The organism is Xanthomarina sp. F1114 (assembly GCF_026410255.1).
Lineage (GTDB): Bacteria > Bacteroidota > Bacteroidia > Flavobacteriales > Flavobacteriaceae > Xanthomarina.
Window position 1 is genome coordinate 40,272 of record NZ_JAPMLL010000005.1, and the last position, 18,974, is coordinate 59,245.

General features: G+C 32.8%; 17 protein-coding genes. 11 read left to right on the plus strand and 6 right to left on the minus strand.

Annotated elements, in window-relative coordinates; genetic code table 11:
- Positions 1 to 25: 25 nt before the first annotated feature.
- On the minus strand, positions 26 to 1,120 hold the full coding sequence (gene ychF / locus OS188_RS05065) for a redox-regulated ATPase YchF (RefSeq protein ID WP_267147743.1): 1,095 nt from the start codon (positions 1,118 to 1,120) through the stop codon (positions 26 to 28).
- Between the two features lie 338 nt (positions 1,121 to 1,458).
- Here ychF and OS188_RS05070 point away from each other — a divergent pair, with 338 nt between their 5' ends.
- Positions 1,459 to 2,121 carry a class I SAM-dependent methyltransferase gene (locus tag OS188_RS05070; RefSeq protein ID WP_267147744.1) on the plus strand — a complete coding sequence of 221 codons (663 nt, stop codon included), beginning with the start codon at positions 1,459 to 1,461 and terminating at the stop codon, positions 2,119 to 2,121.
- 245 nt (positions 2,122 to 2,366) lie between these two features.
- Here OS188_RS05070 and OS188_RS05075 read toward each other — a convergent pair whose 3' ends face one another.
- The 4 genes from OS188_RS05075 to OS188_RS05090 form a co-directional block, all read right to left on the minus strand.
- Positions 2,367 to 3,482, minus strand: a complete 1,116-nt coding sequence (locus OS188_RS05075; protein WP_267147745.1) for a serine hydrolase domain-containing protein — start codon at positions 3,480 to 3,482, stop codon at positions 2,367 to 2,369.
- 156 nt (positions 3,483 to 3,638) lie between these two features.
- The gene (locus tag OS188_RS05080) at positions 3,639 to 5,135 is read right to left on the minus strand and encodes an MDR family MFS transporter (protein WP_267147746.1); all 1,497 of its coding nucleotides are present in this window, start codon (positions 5,133 to 5,135) and stop codon (positions 3,639 to 3,641) included.
- A 142-nt stretch (positions 5,136 to 5,277) separates the two neighbouring features.
- On the minus strand, positions 5,278 to 6,561 hold the full coding sequence (locus OS188_RS05085; RefSeq protein WP_267147747.1) for a LamG-like jellyroll fold domain-containing protein: 1,284 nt from the start codon (positions 6,559 to 6,561) through the stop codon (positions 5,278 to 5,280).
- Between the two features lie 299 nt (positions 6,562 to 6,860).
- Positions 6,861 to 7,214: a 4Fe-4S dicluster domain-containing protein gene (locus OS188_RS05090; protein WP_267147748.1), complete on the minus strand. Its 354-nt coding sequence runs from the start codon at positions 7,212 to 7,214 to the stop codon at positions 6,861 to 6,863.
- A gap of 166 nt (positions 7,215 to 7,380) precedes the next feature.
- On the opposite strand from OS188_RS05090, the gene OS188_RS05095 reads away from it, so the two are divergent.
- From OS188_RS05095 to OS188_RS05130, 8 genes are all read left to right on the plus strand, one after another.
- Complete coding sequence (locus OS188_RS05095; protein WP_267147749.1) at positions 7,381 to 8,439, plus strand: acyl-CoA reductase; 1,059 nt, start codon at positions 7,381 to 7,383, stop codon at positions 8,437 to 8,439.
- A gap of 159 nt (positions 8,440 to 8,598) precedes the next feature.
- A complete protein-coding gene (gene serC, locus OS188_RS05100) occupies positions 8,599 to 9,663 on the plus strand; it encodes a 3-phosphoserine/phosphohydroxythreonine transaminase (protein WP_267147750.1) in 1,065 nt (354 codons plus the stop codon).
- A 118-nt stretch (positions 9,664 to 9,781) separates the two neighbouring features.
- Entirely contained in the window at positions 9,782 to 10,744 is a 963-nt protein-coding gene (locus OS188_RS05105) for a D-2-hydroxyacid dehydrogenase (protein ID WP_267147751.1), read from the plus strand.
- Positions 10,745 to 10,835: 91 nt separating this feature from the next.
- Positions 10,836 to 11,471 carry a DUF937 domain-containing protein gene (locus OS188_RS05110; RefSeq protein WP_267147752.1) on the plus strand — a complete coding sequence of 212 codons (636 nt, stop codon included), beginning with the start codon at positions 10,836 to 10,838 and terminating at the stop codon, positions 11,469 to 11,471.
- Positions 11,472 to 11,587: 116 nt separating this feature from the next.
- Positions 11,588 to 12,025, plus strand: coding sequence for a DUF6146 family protein (locus OS188_RS05115; RefSeq protein WP_267147753.1), 438 nt, complete (start codon positions 11,588 to 11,590; stop codon positions 12,023 to 12,025).
- A gap of 29 nt (positions 12,026 to 12,054) precedes the next feature.
- Positions 12,055 to 12,549, plus strand: a complete 495-nt coding sequence (locus tag OS188_RS05120) for a DUF6787 family protein (RefSeq protein ID WP_267147754.1) — start codon at positions 12,055 to 12,057, stop codon at positions 12,547 to 12,549.
- Positions 12,550 to 12,611: 62 nt separating this feature from the next.
- Positions 12,612 to 12,890, plus strand: a complete 279-nt coding sequence (locus tag OS188_RS05125; RefSeq protein ID WP_267147755.1) for a hypothetical protein — start codon at positions 12,612 to 12,614, stop codon at positions 12,888 to 12,890.
- Positions 12,891 to 12,968: 78 nt separating this feature from the next.
- Complete coding sequence (locus OS188_RS05130; protein WP_267147756.1) at positions 12,969 to 15,218, plus strand: TonB-dependent receptor; 2,250 nt, start codon at positions 12,969 to 12,971, stop codon at positions 15,216 to 15,218.
- A gap of 70 nt (positions 15,219 to 15,288) precedes the next feature.
- On the opposite strand, the gene OS188_RS05135 is transcribed toward OS188_RS05130, so the two are convergent.
- The gene (locus OS188_RS05135; RefSeq protein ID WP_267147757.1) at positions 15,289 to 15,585 is read right to left on the minus strand and encodes a hypothetical protein; all 297 of its coding nucleotides are present in this window, start codon (positions 15,583 to 15,585) and stop codon (positions 15,289 to 15,291) included.
- Between the two features lie 235 nt (positions 15,586 to 15,820).
- Here OS188_RS05135 and OS188_RS05140 point away from each other — a divergent pair, with 235 nt between their 5' ends.
- Positions 15,821 to 18,247 (plus strand): DUF5916 domain-containing protein, encoded by a 2,427-nt coding sequence (locus OS188_RS05140; RefSeq protein ID WP_267147758.1) that lies wholly within the window; start codon positions 15,821 to 15,823, stop codon positions 18,245 to 18,247.
- Between the two features lie 59 nt (positions 18,248 to 18,306).
- Entirely contained in the window at positions 18,307 to 18,969 is a 663-nt protein-coding gene (locus tag OS188_RS05145; RefSeq protein WP_267147759.1) for an ABC transporter ATP-binding protein, read from the plus strand.
- Positions 18,970 to 18,974: the final 5 nt, after the last annotated feature.

The window sequence follows — 18,974 nt, forward strand, 5'->3', positions numbered from 1 at the left end:
CCTCGAAGAAAGGCTTCATATTTAGCTATACATTAAACAAGAAATGCATGACATCTCCATCTTTAACTACATAGTTCTTTCCTTCTACGCGCATTTTTCCGGCTTCTTTAACTTTGGCTTCGCTTCCCAGGGTTACAAAGTCGTTATAAGCAATAACCTCAGCTCTAATAAACCCTTTTTCAAAATCGGTATGAATAACTCCAGCAGCTTGTGGTGCGGTTGCTCCAACATCTACTGTCCAAGCACGAACTTCTTTTACCCCGGCTGTAAAATAGGTTTGTTGTTTTAACAACTTATAAGCCGAACGAATTAATTTTGCAGAACCTGCTTCTTCCAATCCAATATCGGCTAGAAACATCTGGCGCTCTTCGTAATCATCCAATTCATTAATATCTGCTTCTGTACCTACTGCCAATACTAAAACCTCAGCATTTTCGTCTTTAACAGCTTCGCGAACTGTGTCTACATAAGCATTTCCTGAGGTTGCAGAACCTTCATCTACATTACATACATACATGACTGGTTTGTCTGTAATAAACTGTGAAGGCACAACAAAATCTAAATAATCTTCTTCTGAAAATTCTAAAGTTCTAACCGAAGTACCTGCTTCTAAACCAGCTTTTATTTTTAATAAAACAGCCTCTTCTTTTTGAGCCTCTTTATTTCCTGTTTTAGCTGCACGTTTTACTTTATCTAGTTTTTTATCTACAGTTTCTAAGTCTTTTAATTGCAATTCCATATCGATAGTTTCTTTATCGCGAATGGGATTTACATTTCCGTCTACATGGACAATATTATCGTTATCAAAACAACGTAAAACATGAAGAATGGCATCTGTTTCTCTAATATTAGCTAAAAACTGATTTCCTAAACCTTCACCTTTACTAGCTCCTTTTACCAAACCAGCAATATCTACAATCTCAACAGTTGCCGGTTGTACACGTTCTGGTTTTACTAATTCTTCCAACTTTTCTAATCTTGGATCTGGAACATTTACAATCCCGATATTAGGTTCTATAGTACAAAACGGAAAGTTTGCACTTTGCGCTTTCGCATTAGATAAACAATTAAAAAGGGTCGACTTCCCTACGTTTGGTAATCCTACGATGCCTGCTTTCATATTCTATATTCCTGCTAAAGCAGGAATCTCTTTAATGGTTGTACTTATTTTTTCAAGCTGCAAAGGTAGTTAATTCCTTGAAATGTTTTAACGAGGAATTAGGGAAATGTTTAAGTTAGAAATCTTATTTACTTAAGAAAGGTGTTCTATTAACTTTTTAAAAGCTAAACTGGTTCATATTTTAGACTCTATTAGTAAATTTAAAGTCCAATTTATTGTGTTATCTAAGTTGAATCAAATCATTCTCATATTTTTGTAAGTTTGTTTTAAATATGACAACAGTTTCATTCTATTGATAAACTTACTAATTATATGTTATATGGAACTTATTTCTGTTTATGAAAAATAACGAAACCAAAACACCTTGGCCAACTAAAGCTGCTATGGAACAGGTGTATAATATGAACCTTTGGGGAGGTAACGGGGCTGGTTTCTATTCTGGAGATGGTTCGCATAATCCAAAACTAGTAAATCCTTATATTGATAGTTTAACTTCATTTTTAACCTCTTTTAAAAACCCAATAACGGTTTGTGATTTGGGATGTGGAGACTTTAATATAGGAAAGGAACTAGTGCCATACACTAAAAGCTATATTGCAGTAGATGTTGTAACCGACTTGATAGCTTATAATAAAGAAACGTTTAAAAAAGATAATTTACAGTTTTTATGTTTAGATCTTGCTGTAGACAGTTTACCTACGGGCGATTGCGCAATATTAAGACAAGTATTACAGCATTTATCTAATGCCGAAGTACAAAGTATTTTAAACAAATTATCTGCTTTTAAATATATTATTTTAACCGAACATATTCCAGAAGGCAACTTTATACCGAACAAAGATATTATTTCAGGACAAGGAATTCGGTTAAAAAAACAAAGTGGTTTAAATATTATGGCATCGCCATTTAACTTTAAAACAAAAGCTGAAAAACACTTACTATCTGTTGTATTAGAGAACGGAAAAGGAGTTATTATTACTACTTTGTATGAAGTTTATTAGGCTTTTTACTTGTTTTACTGAATATAAAAGAATGTTCTGAGTATTTTCGTTAAGCTTTTAATTCATTAATTTCACAGTACTAAGATTGGATGGATGTATCATTTCCATAAATGAATTTTTCTCAATTTCCTTCAGGTATAATAAAATAAAGTGTCCATCTCCTTTTGTGTTTTTCACATTTAGCATATTTACTAAATTATTCTATACGATTTCCATTTTTGTATCATCTAAATTATCGAGAATTATTATTCCAGTTTCTTAATTTCTGGAACAATATAATCATCTAATAAGTTGGCTGTTTGTGTATGAGATTCCATTCCTCCATTAAAATAAGTACTAGTTAATACAACTACTAAATCTAAATCTGGGAAAACAGCGATCTTATTCCCTCCTGTACCTGTCATAAAACTAGCTTTTACTTTGTTATTTATTTCTCCAAATTCTGAAAGCCACCATAAATAACCGTAATCATAATCTAACATTCCAACTTCTGCGTGTGGTTTGGTAGATTGTGAAACAAAATTGTCTGAGATAATCTGCTCCTCATTCCATTGTCCTTTGTTTAAGTATAATTGGCCTATTTTTAGCAAATCTCTACTTTTTAAGCCCAAGCCACCACCTGTCATTGGTAAACCTGTTGGAGTTATTTGCCAATGGTAATCTGTAATTCCTAATTTAGAAAAAAGAGCCTGATCAGCATAGTTTTCCAGAGAACCAGTTATAGTATTAATTACATCGCCCAAAACCACAACTCCTGCTGTACAATAGCTAAAACTTCTACCATATTTTGTATCTTTAGGCTTAGGTATCCATTCTGGGAATCCTTTTATGGGTAAATCCCAATAAAATCTTACCCAATCTTCTATAAGATACATTTTTTCTTCTTGTCCTCGAGAGTTCTGGTCCCAATCATTGCATTCCAGAAGCGAAGACATAGTTAGTAAGTCTTCGATAGTTATTTCGCTTTTTCTAATATCGGGATACTGGATATCTGTTATATTGGAATACCTAGCGGCATTCTCTTCCACCGTTTCTAAAACACCATCCTGAAGTAGACAACCAATAAGAGTTCCTGTAATAGTTTTTGTTGCAGATCTTGTATTGTGTTTGGTGTCCAGATTATTACCATTATAATAATTTTCAAAAACCAGTTTTCCTTGGTAAGCAATAAGCACACTAGAAATTTGTTTGAAATCGCCTGTACTAATTAGGCTATCCATTTTCTGAAGCTTCAAATTGTTTTCAAATTGGTTTATTATTTTCCAACCATCTTTTTTCTGAATGGGTTGAAACGGATTGTCTTGTGCATTAACATGAAAACTAAACATAATCATGATAGCGAAAAGATAGAAGATTTTCATTTTATGATTGATTGATGAATATACTTATGTGACGCAAGTTTCTGTTATCCGTTACATAATTAGTAGAACATTAGATATATACAAAACCATTTTATAAATCTGCTTCTACATAATAACGAAACTACAACAGAGAGTTGAAAAGAACTTTTGTTAAGATTAAAAGTTTTCAATTTTATTAAAATGTTTTGGAGTAAACAACAAAACTATTAATGTGAGAAGTCCAACCGTAAGCAAACCTATATATACGCTGTGAGTAGAATCAAAAAAAACGTGTTGCAAATAGGTTTGAACGCTATCGTTTGCTTGAGCAGATTGTAATACCTCTACCACTTCGTTTGCCTGTGGTAAAGCATTTTTTAAGTTTTCTGGCGCTTCTTCTAACTTATCAAATAAGACCGAATTAAAAATAGCTGCAAAAATAGCTGCTCCTATACTTTGTCCAAAATATCTAGAAAACATACTAGCTCCGGTAACGACTCCTCTTTTCCCCCAATCTACTGTAGATTGCACTCCAACCATTAAAGGTGTCGAGATTAAACCGAAACCAGCTCCCATAAGTAACTGAATTCCAACTAATGCTCCAACAGAACCAGGATATGGTAAAAATATGAAACTTAAAACCGCAATAAGAACTATTATAATTCCACAGAGAGCTGTATTCCTGAATCCAATACGCAGATATAATTTACCAGAAAAAGATGAAGATATTGGCCAGGTTATACTCATACTCGCCAATATAAATCCTGCCGTAATTGCTCCTACTCCTATAACAGATTGTGCAAAAATTGGAATAAACATATTGGGTCCCATAGTCATGCATCCCATTCCAATTGTAGCAAGATTGGCACCTACTAATACACGTTTTCTCCATACCCATCTTGGCAAAATAGGACTTTCGGCGCGAGATTCTATTTTTATGGTTGCAAAAACCAAAATAACAGATATCCCAGCAAAAATAAGAGTTTCATAAGAAATCCATTCCCAAGATTGGCCTCCTTGCATTAAACCAAACATAATAAAAGCGCCAGTTACTAAAAGAGAGAAAGCTCCAAGCCAATCAATCTTTGGATGTTTTGAAGGTTTATTCTCTTGTAGAAAGTGGCTAATCATTATAATTGAACCAATACCAATTGGAATATTAATCAAGAATATCCAACGCCAAGAAGCATAGTCTGCTAAGGCACCACCTATAGTTGGACCTAAAAGTGCTGAAACACCCCAAACACTAGAAAGCCAACCTTGAATTTTTGCACGTTCTTCTAAGGTGTAAATATCGGCCGCTATGGTATTAACAGTCGCCATAATAGCACCAGCTCCCACTGCTTGCAAACCTCTAAAAACAATTAGACTTATCATGTTCCAAGCGCCACCACAGGCAGCAGAACCTATTAGAAAAACAATTACTCCATAAATTAGAATAGGTTTTCGACCATAGATATCTGCAAGTTTTCCATAAATGGGAATTGTAATGGTTTGAATAAGCAGGTAAATTGAAAATAACCAGCTAAATAAAGAAAATCCTCCTAAGTCTCCTACAATTTGAGGAATTGCAGTTGCCACAATAGTGCTATCCATTGCTGCCAAAGCCATTGTAAGCATTAAAGCTGCTAAAATCCAACCTCTTCGCTTTTGCTCCAAAGCATTCTTATTCATAGTAATTATACTGTCTTTTTTCTTCGGGCAAAGTTAAAGATTAAAAGAGGAATGGCTTGGCTAATTCTGATATATGTATATTCCATATTACGGACATATTTAGAATACAATCTTGATGAAGTTCCATACGGTTAAATTCTAATTAATTATTAAATAAATCTGTGATATCTTCTTGGCAAAGCGCTGCATTATATATTCTTACATCATCAATTTTTCCTTTAAAGGTGCTGGATGGTATACTTAATCTTGTACCTATTATGAGTGGTAGAGAATCGTTAAAAATCTCTCCTTCAATTTCTTCTATGGCTACTAGTTCTTCATTGACATATAAATATATTTTCTGGTCTTTAAGTACTCCAGTAATTAGATACCATTGATTCATATTATATCCTTGTTTCCTTGCCTGATACAGAACTCCTCCAGCTGTAACGGAAAAAACAACTTCGTTTGTTGCGCTCAATCCCAAACCGTATGGCCAAGAAGAAGTTCCATTTACATTAGTTCCTTTTCTAAGGATTTGTTGTGTTTTTATGGCTTGGGGAAATACCCACGCCGAAATGGTAAATTCATTATCAAAAAACAACTGTTCGTTGTCTTGAATTTGTATATTATCATCTATTCCATCAAAATAATATGCCGATTCAACTTCCGAAAACCTATTAGTTGTTAATACTGCTCCGGAAACTGATCCATGATTATCAAATCCACTTTCATCCATAGCATTAGAATTCAAAGGATAAAAAGCATTCAGTACTGGAACTGTTGTAGTATTACAGGGTTGTACAATGTTTATAATAATATCTATATCCTTAAAGGTTTCTCCATTTTCTATTCTTGCCGTACCAGTAATTATCGGGTTTCCCATAAAATTTGGAACATGTTGTATTATTACTTCTCCAGTTAGGGAGTTAATTTCTAGAATTTGATTAGGACTTTGTTCTATCATGGAAAAGGTTAAATCTCCTTGACTAGTTGTAGCTTCTATTACCCCCAACGATTGATTTACTGAAGGAATACCTTCAAGGGTTTTTACAAAATCTAAAGCATCAATATCATTTGTGTTAGTCAGATTTATTATTAAGTCTGCCGTATCTGAAACTCCTTCATTTTCTACTTTAATTGTACCGGTAATACTTGGGTTTATTTCAAAATCAAAAAGTGTTTGATCTAACACTCTTATTTCTCCATTTGAAGAATTAATTTTCAAAGCTCCGCTTGGATTTTGTTCTGTAATCGAATAAATTATAGTCCCTTGATTAGTTGAAGCTTCAATAGATCCTATGTATTGATCGTTATCAGGGTTTTCGTTAATTATTGTTATTAAATCTGAAATTGTTATGGTTGTTTCAACTATTTCTTCGTTGTTTTCTGTGCAGGAAATTATTAATCCTAAAATACTTACTAGTACTATCTTAACTTTATTCATGGTTGATTTGGTTTTTTATCAATTCAAATTGCTTTCGTAAGTAACTATAGTAAATCCTCATAACTAGGCTGCATACTAATTAATAATACAAAAACGAGTTTAAAAATTCTCCTTTGTCACCTATTAATTCTTCTTAAATAATTACTAAGAAGTTTTAAATGTAATAATTCATTTATAATAATAAACTTACAAAGCAAATTAAAATGTTAGCTTTTGTATGTATCACAGAAAGCTAAAATACAAGTAATAAAAAACCCCAAGCTTTAACTTGAGGTTTATTTTATTAATTTAAATTCAATTTATCCGTCTGGATGCATAAAGCGTTGTTTTCCTAGAAGCTCGTCTTCAGACTCCACATGATCGTCGTCTGGAACACAGCAATCTACCGGACAAACTGCTGCACATTGTGGCTCGTCGTGAAATCCTAAACATTCGGTACATTTATCTGGAACTATAAAGTAAATCTCATCGCTTATTGGCTCTTGAGCTTCATCGGCATCCACTTCTTTCCCATTTGGTAATACAACCTTTCCATTTAAACTAGTACCATCTTTATATCTCCAATCGTCTGCTCCTTCATAAATGGCATTATTTGGACATTCAGGTTCGCAAGCGCCACAGTTTATACATTCGTCTGTTATAATTATTGCCATACCATTGTATTTTTTAATCTTTTCGATTTAAATTTTAATAGGTCTTGATAGATTCTTGAGGAAATAAAGTTTACAATCAGATTCAAAACCTTTCATTGCTCATTTGCTTTGTGTAAATTTGCAACTGCAAAAATAAAGCCAAAACAATTCATAACCAAACCTTATAATGAATTTAGAAGAAAGAATCCAAGCCTTTGTTAAATTAGGCGATTTTTTAAGTCAGTTTTCAACAAACGGAATCGTTAAAAAAAACGATATTCCACATAACGACTTGTTTTTTGATGGCTTTAAACATCAATTAAAATTAGCCAGAGAACACAATGGTTGGTTTACAGAAGAAAACATTCTGTTTGGTTTAAACAATTGGTCTAGAGCTCTGACGGAGAAAAACATAAAGCAGTTTACTAAAAACTATCAATTCCATACGGTAACACCTAAAAAAATAGCCATTATAATGGCTGGAAATATTCCTTTGGTTGGTTTTCATGACTTCTTTTGTGTTTTACTTTCTGGACATGAAGTCCTGGTTAAGCAATCTTCTAACGACAAACATTTATTGCCATTTTTAGCTAAATATTTAGAATATGTAGCTCCAAAGTTTAAAGGGAAAATAACTTTTACAGAAGAAAATCTAAAAGATTTCGATGCTGTAATTGCTACAGGAAGTGATAATACTGCCAGATATTTTGAGTATTATTTTAAAGGGAAACCGTCTATAATAAGAAAAAACAGAAATTCGGTAGCTGTTTTAACTGGAAATGAAACAGAAGAACAATTAAGTCAACTCTCTCATGATATTTTTAGATACTACGGACTAGGATGCAGAAATGTTTCTAAATTATTTGTACCTGAAAATTATGATTTCGACGGCTTTTTTAAAGCTATGTATGCTTGGCATCCAATTATAAATGAAGCCAAATACGCCAATAATTACGATTATAATAAAGCTGTATACTTAATGAGCGAGTTTGAAATGTTAGAAAACGGTTTTCTAATGATTAAGGAAGATTCTAGCTACGCCTCTCCTATTGCCACAGTTTTTTATGAACATTATAGCTCTTTAGAAAACTTGAGAAACGAGCTAGAAAAAAGTTCTAAAGACATCCAATGTGTGGTATCCAACAACCTATCTAGTAACCATATAGCATTTGGGGAGACTCAAAACCCAAACCTTTGGGATTTTGCTGATGGAGTTGACACTTTAGAGTTTTTGTTGAAAATTTAGTTAATAATTAATTCAAATTATATTTCTATTTCTTTAAGAAATTAGCACCTTTGTTGTTAAAATTTAAGACTTTATTATCTATCTCTGTTTTTAAAACCATATTTATTAAGGATATAGATGTTTAACTAAACACCATTTCCATTTATTTGGAGAATAACTATGAAAATACATAATTTTAGTGCCGGACCATCAATTCTTCCTCAGGAAGTATTATTAAAAGCTTCAGAAGCTGTTATAGATTTCAATAATGATGGTTTATCCTTGTTAGAAATCTCCCACAGAAGTAAAGCTTTTGTAGATGTTATGGAAAAAGCTAGATCTTTAGTTTTAGAACTTTTAAATCTAGAAGGTAAAGGTTATAAAGTATTATTTTTACAAGGAGGTGCAAGTACTCAATTTTTAATGGTAGCTCTTAATTTATTGGAAAAAAGAGCAGGCTATTTAAATACTGGAACTTGGAGCGATAAAGCCATTAAAGAAGCAAAAATATTTGATGATATTTTTGAAGTAGCCTCCTCCAAATCTGCTAATTATAATTATATTCCTAAGGGCTACGATATACCTTCAGATTACGATTATTTCCACTGTACATCTAATAATACCATATATGGAACGCAAATGAAATCTTTTCCAAAATGCGATATTCCAATGGTTTGTGATATGAGTAGCGATATTTTTTCACGAAGTTTAGATTTTTCTCAATTCGATTTAATCTATGCAGGTGCTCAAAAAAATATGGGTCCAGCCGGAACAACATTAGTGGTTGTTAAAGAAGATATTCTAGGAAAAGTATCCAGAAAAATTCCTTCTATGATGGACTATAAATTGCATATAGAAAAAGGCAGTATGTTTAACACACCTCCTGTCTTTGCAGTATATACCTCAATGCTAACTTTAGAATGGCTAAAGAACCTTGGGGGAATTAAAGCTATAGAAAAAGAAAACGAAATGAAAGCTAGAGTTATGTACTCTGAGATTGATTTAAACCCATTATTTAAAGGATATTCAACTAAAGGAGATCGATCAAATATGAATGCTACTTTTACTTTAGTAAACGATAATCTTAAAGAAACGTTCGAAACCATGCTAAAAGAAGCAGGTGTAAGCGGGGTTAACGGACATAGAAGTGTTGGAGGTTATAGAGCATCCATGTACAACGCCATGCCATTGGATAGTGTAAAAGTATTGGTGGAAGTTATGAGTGAATTGGAGACCAAAGCATAATATAATTCATAGGTTTTCAAAAGAAAGAAGCTATTAAAGCACAAAAAAATAAAAGTAAATACTAATTAAAACGCCCCAATAAATCTCCTTTCAAAAGGAAAGGATTAGGGATAGAGAAATGAAAATACTAGCAAACGACGGAATTTCAAAAAGTGGGATAGAGGTCTTAGAAAACAACGACTTTGAAGTTATTACCACGACAGTAGCTCAAGAACAATTAATTAACTATATAAACACGAACAAAATTGATGTTTTATTGGTAAGAAGTGCTACCCAAGTGCGAAAAGATTTAATTGACTCCTGCCCTAACTTAAAAATTATAGGACGTGGCGGAGTTGGCATGGACAATATAGATGTCGATTATGCCCGAAGCAAAAAAATACATGTTATAAATACACCTACAGCTTCATCACATTCTGTTGCCGAATTAGTTTTTGCGCATTTATTTGGAGGCGTTCGTTTTTTACACGACTCTAATAGAAACATGCCTTTAGATGGAGATACACAATTTAAATCTCTAAAAAAGAACTATGCCAAAGGCATGGAATTAAAAGGAAAAACTTTAGGTATTATAGGTTTTGGACGAATAGGTAAGGAAGTTGCTAAAATAGCTTTAGGTATAGGAATGCGCGTAATTGCCAGTGATAAATTTGTAGGAAAAGCAGATATAAAAGTAGAGTTTTATAATGGACAGTTTATCAACGTAGAAATTGAAACGGAGCCAATGAACGATATCTTAAAAAGTGCCGATTTTATCACCCTACATGTTCCAATTCAAGAAGATTATGTAATAGAAAAAAATCATTTTGATATAATGAAAAATGGCGTAGGAATTATCAATACTGCCCGAGGTGGAGTAATTAATGAAGTGGAACTAGTTAATGCTTTAGAAAGCGGAAAAGTAGCTTTTGCAGGATTAGATACTTTTGAAGAAGAACCAACTCCGGCAATTCAAGTTTTAATGAATGGTAGGATCTCGTTAACTCCACATATTGGAGCTTCCACAAATGAAGCCCAAGATAGAATAGGTGTTGAATTAGCTGAACAAATTATAAGTCTTTTAAAAACAGAAAGAGATTAAACTTGTTAACAAACTGAACTTTAAAAGCCTATAAGTTTTATTTCTTATGGGCTTTTTTGTAATTTAACAACTTCATTAAAAAATATAAAAAATGACAGGAATATTAGATTTACTTAATAGCGACATGGGTAAAACCATAATAAATGGTGTAGCGGGCCAAACAAATCAATCAGAAGACAAAACAAATCAAGTTTTAACAATGGCACTTCCAGTAATGATGCAGGCCATGAGAAGAAATGCTTCTACTCCACAAGGTGCCGATGGCCTTTTAAGTGCTTTAAATAGCAAACAGGAAAACAATATTCTGGACAATCTTGGCGGACTATTTGACGGTGGTGTTAACAACGATGTTTTAAACGATGGGAGTAAAATTTTAGGTCATGTTTTAGGTAGCAAACAACAAAATGTGGAAAATTTAATTGGCTCTCGTGCTGGAGTAGATTCTGGCTCTGTAGCTAATATTTTAAAAGTGGCTGCTCCCCTACTTATGGGAATGTTAGCAAAGCAAACTAAAGAAAACAATGTAGACAGCTCTTCAGACTTAGAAGGCTTACTGGGTGGTTTATTAGGCGGAAATTCGGCTAAAAACGAACAAAACTTTTTAGAATCTATTTTAGATGCCGATGGAGACGGAAGTGTCATAGACGATGTAGCCGGAATGGTGTTAGGTGGTAGTAAAAAGAAAGGTGGACTTGGAGGTTTGCTTGGCGGGCTTTTTGGAAAATAAGATCTTTACATTATATATTAAAAAGTCAAACTTAGGTTTGACTTTTTTTTGTTAAAGCTTTTCGAAATCGAGCAAACAAAATATGATTTTTGTATCTTTAAGAGAAACAAATTGCTATGAAATCTTTCCTGTACATTTTTTTAATTACTGGTTTTTTATACAGTTGTAAGTCTAGCCAACCAACTGATAATTCATCCAATAACGAAGAGGTAAATATTACTAAAAACGATACTGTTTCTATTGCCAACAACGATTTGGAATATGAACTAATAATTATAGAACCTGGTTATAATTTATGGTTAGAGACTAGAGCCAGACCTAGAGGTTATTATGAACAAGACTTTATGGAAACCAGAAATAAGAGATATGTGGATGCCTGGAACAACAGAGCCCTGAACCCACAAGAATATCCTTCTGGTCTATATGAGTCTCAAATTTACTACGATCCATCTATAGATTATGGTTACGAAGTAAACTACAAGCTGTATAACTATTTCATATACTTTCAATTAACCTATAAGCAACAATTAACTAGTTATATTCCTAGAATTTAAAGTATCTTTGCATTTTTAAAAAAGTGTGCATGGAGACTTTCAAAAAGAACTGGGAAATACAAAAAAACTGGCAGCTTATTTTTCCTATTTTAGGAATTTTAGCCTTGATTTATAGTTCGTATAAATTGGTAAATGCTTTCTTAAAAGAATTTCACATCCTTCTTGTTATTGGAGCTACTACTGTTATTTTCTTTGTATTATTAAAACTTACTTTATTTATTTTTAAAAAGTTAGAAAATAAATGGAAGGTAGATTATAAATGGGAAATGATTCGAATTTTCCTTGTTTTTGCCATAACCGGAACCTCTTCTTTATTTGTTGGCAAACCCGTAATTAAACTGCTAGGAATTACTAAAGAAAACTTAAATATTACTGTATATTGGATTTTATACATTATTATTGGCCTAATTTTTTACCAAATACTATTAGTTACAACGGGTTGGCTTTTTGGCCAATTTAAATTCTTTTGGGAATTTGAAAAGAAAATGCTTAGAAGATTTGGCTTAAAACGCTTTTTAGATTAGTGCAACAAATAAACCAACATATCATTTTTAGAGTCTTATCCATTCTTTTGGTTTTGTTAGTCTTGACGCCTTCTGCCGTTAAACTAGAGCATGCAATTAATCATAGTCATCATAAGCACGAAGTTTGTCTGGGAGAGCCACAAGCACACTTACACACCTTGGATGTAGATTGTGAATTTCATAAATTTCAACTAAATACAGCTTTTAGTCTTCCGGAAAACAATTATAAAATTCTTGAAATACAAGATAATCATCAAGTAGTCATTTCTCAATATGACTTTATTAGTGAGTTTCAAGCTCTCCATTTTTCCCTTCGCGGTCCTCCTTCTTATAATAGTTAATTTTTTTTTTACATCTATTTTTTATGCTGAAATAACTTCGGCTACATTATTTATTTAAACTATTATAATTCATATCAAATGAAACAAATAACATGCTTGTTTCTTTTATGGTTTGCGCCAACATTATTTGCGCAAAATACCGTAGAAGGTACGCTTATTGAAAATCATACAAACCAACCCATTGCATTTGCTAACATATATTTTCCACAATTAGAAAAAGGAACAACCACAGACGAGTCTGGCTATTTCATTTTAAATAACTTACCCTCTGGAAACTATAAAATAGTTTGCTCTTTTATGGGCTACGAGTCTTTTTCCAAGACTATTTCTATTCCTTTAAATAGAAAACTTGAAATTACACTAAACCCATCGGCTATAGAAATGGGAGAAATTATTATATCAACACCATTTCACAAATTACAAAGTGAAAATGTTATGAAAGTTGAGCAGGCTAAAATTACAGATTTAAAAGCCAAAGGTGCATTAACTTTATCCGATGGAATAACAGATATTGCCGGAGTAGAAAGCATAAGCACAGGAATTGGTATTGGAAAACCTGTTATTCGTGGGCTTAGTTCTAATCGTGTTTTAGTGTATACGCAAGGTGTTAGATTAGAAAACCAACAATTTGGAGATGAGCACGGCTTAGGCCTAAATAATTCTGGCGTGGAAAGCGTGGAAGTTATAAAAGGCCCGGCTTCTCTACTCTACGGAAGCGATGCACTCGGTGGTGTTTTATACATAAACCCTGAAAAATTTGCTGGGCAAGACTCGAATGCTGCCGATTTTGAAGGTACTTATTTTGGAAACACACAAGGATATTCTGGTAATATTGGGTATAAAGAATCTGCAGAAAAGCTCAAATTTCTTATTAGAGGAAGTATTAGCGAACATTCAGATTACAATACTGCAGATTACAGAGTAACTAATTCCCGTTTTAAAGAGCAAGATTTTAAAGCAGGAATTGGGTTTCAAGACAAGCAATTTAAAACAGAATTTAGGTACAATATGAACCATTCCAAATTAGGAATTCCTGGTGAAATTGGTGAGCAAACTACCAGAAAAACTCCAGAATTACCTTATCAGGACATCACGAATCATGTATTTAGTTCGAAGTCTAATATCTACTTTGAAAACTCTAGTTTAGACATCAATTTAGGATATATTTATAACGATAGAAAGGAATTTGAAGAACCTCATGATCATCATGACCATGACGGTCACGACGACCATGATGATCATGATCACCACGATGATCACGATGATCACGGTGATGAGGCTTTGGAAGCAGCTCTTCAAATGAAACTTAAAACATTTAATTACGACATAAAATATCAATTACCTATTTACGGTAAATTCGAAACCATTATTGGTACTCAAGGCATGCATCAAACTAACGGGAATTACGGACATGAGATATTAATTCCTGATGCTACGACCAACGATTTTGGTGTTTTTGGGATGGCTCATATTCACTTTGAAAAAGCAGATGTACAGGTAGGAGCACGTTTTGATACCAGACAAATTGATGTTGTTAACGGGTTTACTAAAAGCTTTAATAGCTTTAACGGGGCTCTTGGAGTAAAGACCAAATTATTCGATTTAATTACAACAAGATTAAATGTAGCCTCTGGGTTTAGAGCACCAAATCTTGCTGAGTTAACTTCTTACGGAACACACGAAGGTACTAACAGATTTGAAATTGGAGACGAAAACCTAACAAACGAACAAAATTTCCAAACAGATTTATCTTTTGAGTTTAAAAGTGAACATGTGGAATTTTATGTGAACGGGTTTTACAATTTAGTGAATGATTATATTTATATGCAACCAGAGGGTACTTTTATAGATGAAACTCCTGTCTACCAATATGTACAAGAAGACTCAAAGTTATACGGAGGGGAAATTGGATTTCATTTTCATCCACATCCATTAGATTGGTTGCATGTAGAGAGTAGCTTTGAAACCGTAACTGGAAAACAAGATAACGGGATGTATTTGCCTTTTATCCCTGCCAATAGCCTAAGTAATGTTCTTAGAGTAGAGTTTGATACCAAGTGGGTAAATAAACTCTATAGTTTTGTGAAACTTCAATCTACTTTTAACCAGAATTCAACTAGTGAATATGAAACAAATACGCCTGGTTATAACCTATTAAGCGCTGGATTTGGTGGAAATATAACCCTGTTTAAGAACAACTTAAATATTGCTGTTTCTGGAACTAACTTAACAAATAAAACTTATATCAATCATTTATCAAGATTAAAAGAAGAAGGTATTTATAATATAGGAAGAAATATTAGTGTCTCACTTACTTATAGTTTGTAACCACTATATTTAAGCGTATTTTATATAAAAGCTGTCTATTAAAAATTGAACTTATAGACAGCTTTTTTTATTATATTTTAATTTGTTTTTTCTGGGATTTTTGGGTTTCCTTAGAAAGCACAAAGGTGTAAAACCACATAAGTGTAAACGAAGGAATAATATCAATCATTGGTAAGGCTTCTTCCACAAAGGAAATAACAGCCGCAATCTTTCCTTTTCTTCCAGGGTACAATTTCGTCATTAAATAGGCCGATAAAGGCGCCCAAACAAAATCGAAAGGAGGAAAAACATAAGAGACATACCCCAATAAATCGAATAGGATACCTAATAGGAGTTTTTTTCTTTTAGAACTTTTTTCTACAGTCATATAAATTGTTAATTATGAATATAATACCAAAAAACATTCCAAAAATGCGATGTATGACAAAATTGTTATAAAAACCACTTCAGATATCAAGCTTACGGTAAAGTAAACGAATTAGATTATTGTTTAACTATAAGTTAGTATTTTTGAAAACAATTAAATTATACTTAATTAACTTAACGTGTAACATTTTAAAATATTTGCTGTCTTTAAAGCATCAACCAATCACTTTAATTTAATGAAAGAGACTTCATTTTTAATTATATTTCTTCTATTCTCAACTACTTTTCTTGCTCAAGAGAAAAAAAATATTCATATAAAAAGAGCAAGTATAGCTCCTAAAATAGACGGTGATTTAGACGATATAGCTTGGCAAGATGCCGAATTAGCTGAAGGCTTTACGCAGTTTAGACCAGATATTGGCGTACCAGAAAATCCCAATAAGAAAACAATTGTTAAGGTTACTTATGACGATGATGCCATCTATTTTGGAGCTTACCTCTACGATACCCCAGATGAAATAACAAAACAATTTCAAAGTCGTGATAACTTTGGAATAAACGACTTTTTTGGAGTCATCTTAAATCCAAATAACGATTCACAAAACGATACAGAATTTTTTGTTTTCCCTACAGGAAATCAAGCGGATGCGATTTCTTCCCCTACTATTGGCGAGGATTTTGGTTGGAATGCCGTTTGGGAAAGTGCTGTAAATATTGTTCATGATGGATGGATTGTAGAAATGAAAATCCCGTATTCAGCCTTGCGTTTCTCTAATAAAACAGATCATGTTTGGGGTTTACAATTTCATAGACACTTTAGAACGGATAGAACACAATACACCTGGAATCCTATAAACCCTGAAGTGGGTAATATAGGTTTATATCACGGACAATTACTTGGTATAAAAGATATCCAACCTCCTACCCGATTAATGCTGTATCCATATGCTTCAACTGTAATTAGTAAAAAAGGAAACGAAGACATAAAGGACGAATATCATATAGGAATGGATTTAAAATATGGTATCACAGAGAACTTTACTTTAGATGCTACTCTAATTCCAGATTTTAGTCAGGTGGGTTTTGATGATGTAGAACTTAATTTAGGTCCATTTGAACAACAATTTTCTGAACAGCGACAATTTTTTACTGAAGGAGTTGATTTATTTACCAAAGGAGATTTATTTTACTCTAGACGTGTTGGAAATGCTCCCACAGGAAAGACTAATCTTGAAACAAATGAAGTAGTTAAAAAGTATCCAGACAAGGTTAAAACTTTAAACGCTTTTAAAGTTTCTGGAAGAACAAAAAACGGCTTAGGGATTGGAATTTTTAATGCCATTACTCAAAAAACATATGCTACAATAGAAGACACCTTAAGCTATAGCTCTAGAAAAGAGCTTATAGAACCTATTACAAATTATAATATTTTTGTAATAGATCAGCAATTTAACGGCAACTCGTCTGTTAGTTTAATCAATACAAATGTGACCAGAAATGGACACTTTCGAGATGCCAACGTAACTGCTGCCTTGCTAGATTATGCCAATAAGAAAAACACCATAGGCGTCCAAGCAGCCGTAAAACACAGTTATCTTAATCTAGAAGATGGGAACGAAAGTGGATTCAATACGCAACTTGAGATTGGTAAAATAAGTGGGAATTACCAATATAGCATTGGCCATGAGTTAGCTGATAAAAATTACGATATCAATGATTTAGGTATTAACTTTAGAAATAACTACAGTAATTTTAGCGCTGATTTTTCTTATCAAATCTTTGAACCTATGGGTAATTTAATAGACTTATATTATGGGCTTTGGTATAACTATAACATGTTGTACAATCCAAGTAAATACACAGGAAACAACATAGGAAGCCGTATTACTCTTGAGAATAAAAATCTACTTAGTTATGGAGCCAGAATTAATTATGAGATAGGCAAGCAATACGACTATTACGAAGCGAGAACAGAAGGACGTTATTTTATTTACGAAAACTTTTTAAGTACTAGTGGATGGGTTTCATCTAATTATAACAAAACTTTTGCCTTAGATGCAGAGCTTGGAATTGAGACCATGTTTGAAGATGATCGAGACGTTTTTAATTTCGAATTTTCTCTTAGCCCTAGAATTAAAGTTAACGACAGACTGACATTAATTTATAGTTTAGACTATTTTCAGGCCATTGGAGACAGAGGATTTATTCAGGATCTTGGAACCGATATAATTTTTGGACAAAGAGATCAAAATACACTTGTTAATACCATTACCGGAAATTATAATTTTAATGTATTTCATGCCTTATCTTTATCTTTTAGAAACTATTGGAGTGTAGTTACATACAACAATCAACTATATACACTGGAAGAAAATGGACGTCTAAGTACAGACAATGGTTATACCTTAGACGATATAGGTAATCCGGATGTCAACTTTAATACATGGAATTTAGACTTTGGATATTCTTGGCAATTTGCTCCTGGCAGTACGTTAACAGCATTATATAGAAACAGTTTGTTCGATTTTTCTAATGCCTCTAGAGACACTTATTTTGATAGTGTAAACAACCTTTTTAAGCAACCCATAGATCATAATTTTTCAATTAGATTGGTTTATTATATTGATTACAACCAATTAAAAAATATTTTTACTAAGAAGTAGAGCTTATAATTGTACACAAGCACTTATTGTATTAAATTCACCACTTCTATAGTTTTTATATGATTCAAGCAAAAAACATTCACAAGTACTTTAGCGATTTACACGTTTTAAAAGGGGTAGATTTAGACATCAAAAAAGGCGAAATAGTTTCTGTTGTAGGTGCTTCGGGAGCTGGAAAAACAACGTTACTTCAAATTCTGGGTACTTTAGACAAACCGTCGTCTAAAGAAAAAAGTGATTTTGTAATAAATGGTACAAATATCAGTTCGTTAAGCGATAAAGCTTTGGCCAAATTTAGAAACGAACATATTGGGTTTATTTTTCAATTTCATCAGTTATTACCAGAGTTTACAGCTTTAGAGAATGTTTGTATTCCTGCTTATATCAAGAAAACTAAAAGATCTGATGCCGAAAAACGCGCTAAAGAATTACTTGATTTTCTAGGTCTAAAAGATAGATACGAGCATAAACCAAGCGAACTTTCTGGAGGCGAACAACAACGTGTTGCTGTTGCCAGAGCCTTAATAAATAATCCAGAGCTTATTTTTGCCGATGAACCGTCTGGAAATTTAGATAGTGAATCTGCTGAAAACTTACATCAGCTATTTTTTAAACTTCGTGACGAATTTGGTCAAACCTTTGTAATTGTTACTCACAACCAGGAATTAGCCGACATGGCAGATAGAAAACTCACCATGGTTGATGGAAAAATTATATATTAAACACT

Coding starts and splice junctions, on each gene's coding strand:
- ychF (WP_267147743.1), bottom strand. CDS start 1,120: ATGAAAGCAGGCATCGTAGGATTACCAAACGTAGGGAAGTCGACCCTT.
- OS188_RS05070 (WP_267147744.1), top strand. CDS start 1,459: ATGAAAAATAACGAAACCAAAACACCTTGGCCAACTAAAGCTGCTATG.
- OS188_RS05075 (WP_267147745.1), bottom strand. CDS start 3,482: ATGAAAATCTTCTATCTTTTCGCTATCATGATTATGTTTAGTTTTCAT.
- OS188_RS05080 (WP_267147746.1), bottom strand. CDS start 5,135: ATGAATAAGAATGCTTTGGAGCAAAAGCGAAGAGGTTGGATTTTAGCA.
- OS188_RS05085 (WP_267147747.1), bottom strand. CDS start 6,561: ATGAATAAAGTTAAGATAGTACTAGTAAGTATTTTAGGATTAATAATT.
- OS188_RS05090 (WP_267147748.1), bottom strand. CDS start 7,214: ATGGCAATAATTATAACAGACGAATGTATAAACTGTGGCGCTTGCGAA.
- OS188_RS05095 (WP_267147749.1), top strand. CDS start 7,381: ATGAATTTAGAAGAAAGAATCCAAGCCTTTGTTAAATTAGGCGATTTT.
- serC (WP_267147750.1), top strand. CDS start 8,599: ATGAAAATACATAATTTTAGTGCCGGACCATCAATTCTTCCTCAGGAA.
- OS188_RS05105 (WP_267147751.1), top strand. CDS start 9,782: ATGAAAATACTAGCAAACGACGGAATTTCAAAAAGTGGGATAGAGGTC.
- OS188_RS05110 (WP_267147752.1), top strand. CDS start 10,836: ATGACAGGAATATTAGATTTACTTAATAGCGACATGGGTAAAACCATA.
- OS188_RS05115 (WP_267147753.1), top strand. CDS start 11,588: ATGAAATCTTTCCTGTACATTTTTTTAATTACTGGTTTTTTATACAGT.
- OS188_RS05120 (WP_267147754.1), top strand. CDS start 12,055: ATGGAGACTTTCAAAAAGAACTGGGAAATACAAAAAAACTGGCAGCTT.
- OS188_RS05130 (WP_267147756.1), top strand. CDS start 12,969: ATGAAACAAATAACATGCTTGTTTCTTTTATGGTTTGCGCCAACATTA.
- OS188_RS05135 (WP_267147757.1), bottom strand. CDS start 15,585: ATGACTGTAGAAAAAAGTTCTAAAAGAAAAAAACTCCTATTAGGTATC.
- OS188_RS05140 (WP_267147758.1), top strand. CDS start 15,821: ATGAAAGAGACTTCATTTTTAATTATATTTCTTCTATTCTCAACTACT.
- OS188_RS05145 (WP_267147759.1), top strand. CDS start 18,307: ATGATTCAAGCAAAAAACATTCACAAGTACTTTAGCGATTTACACGTT.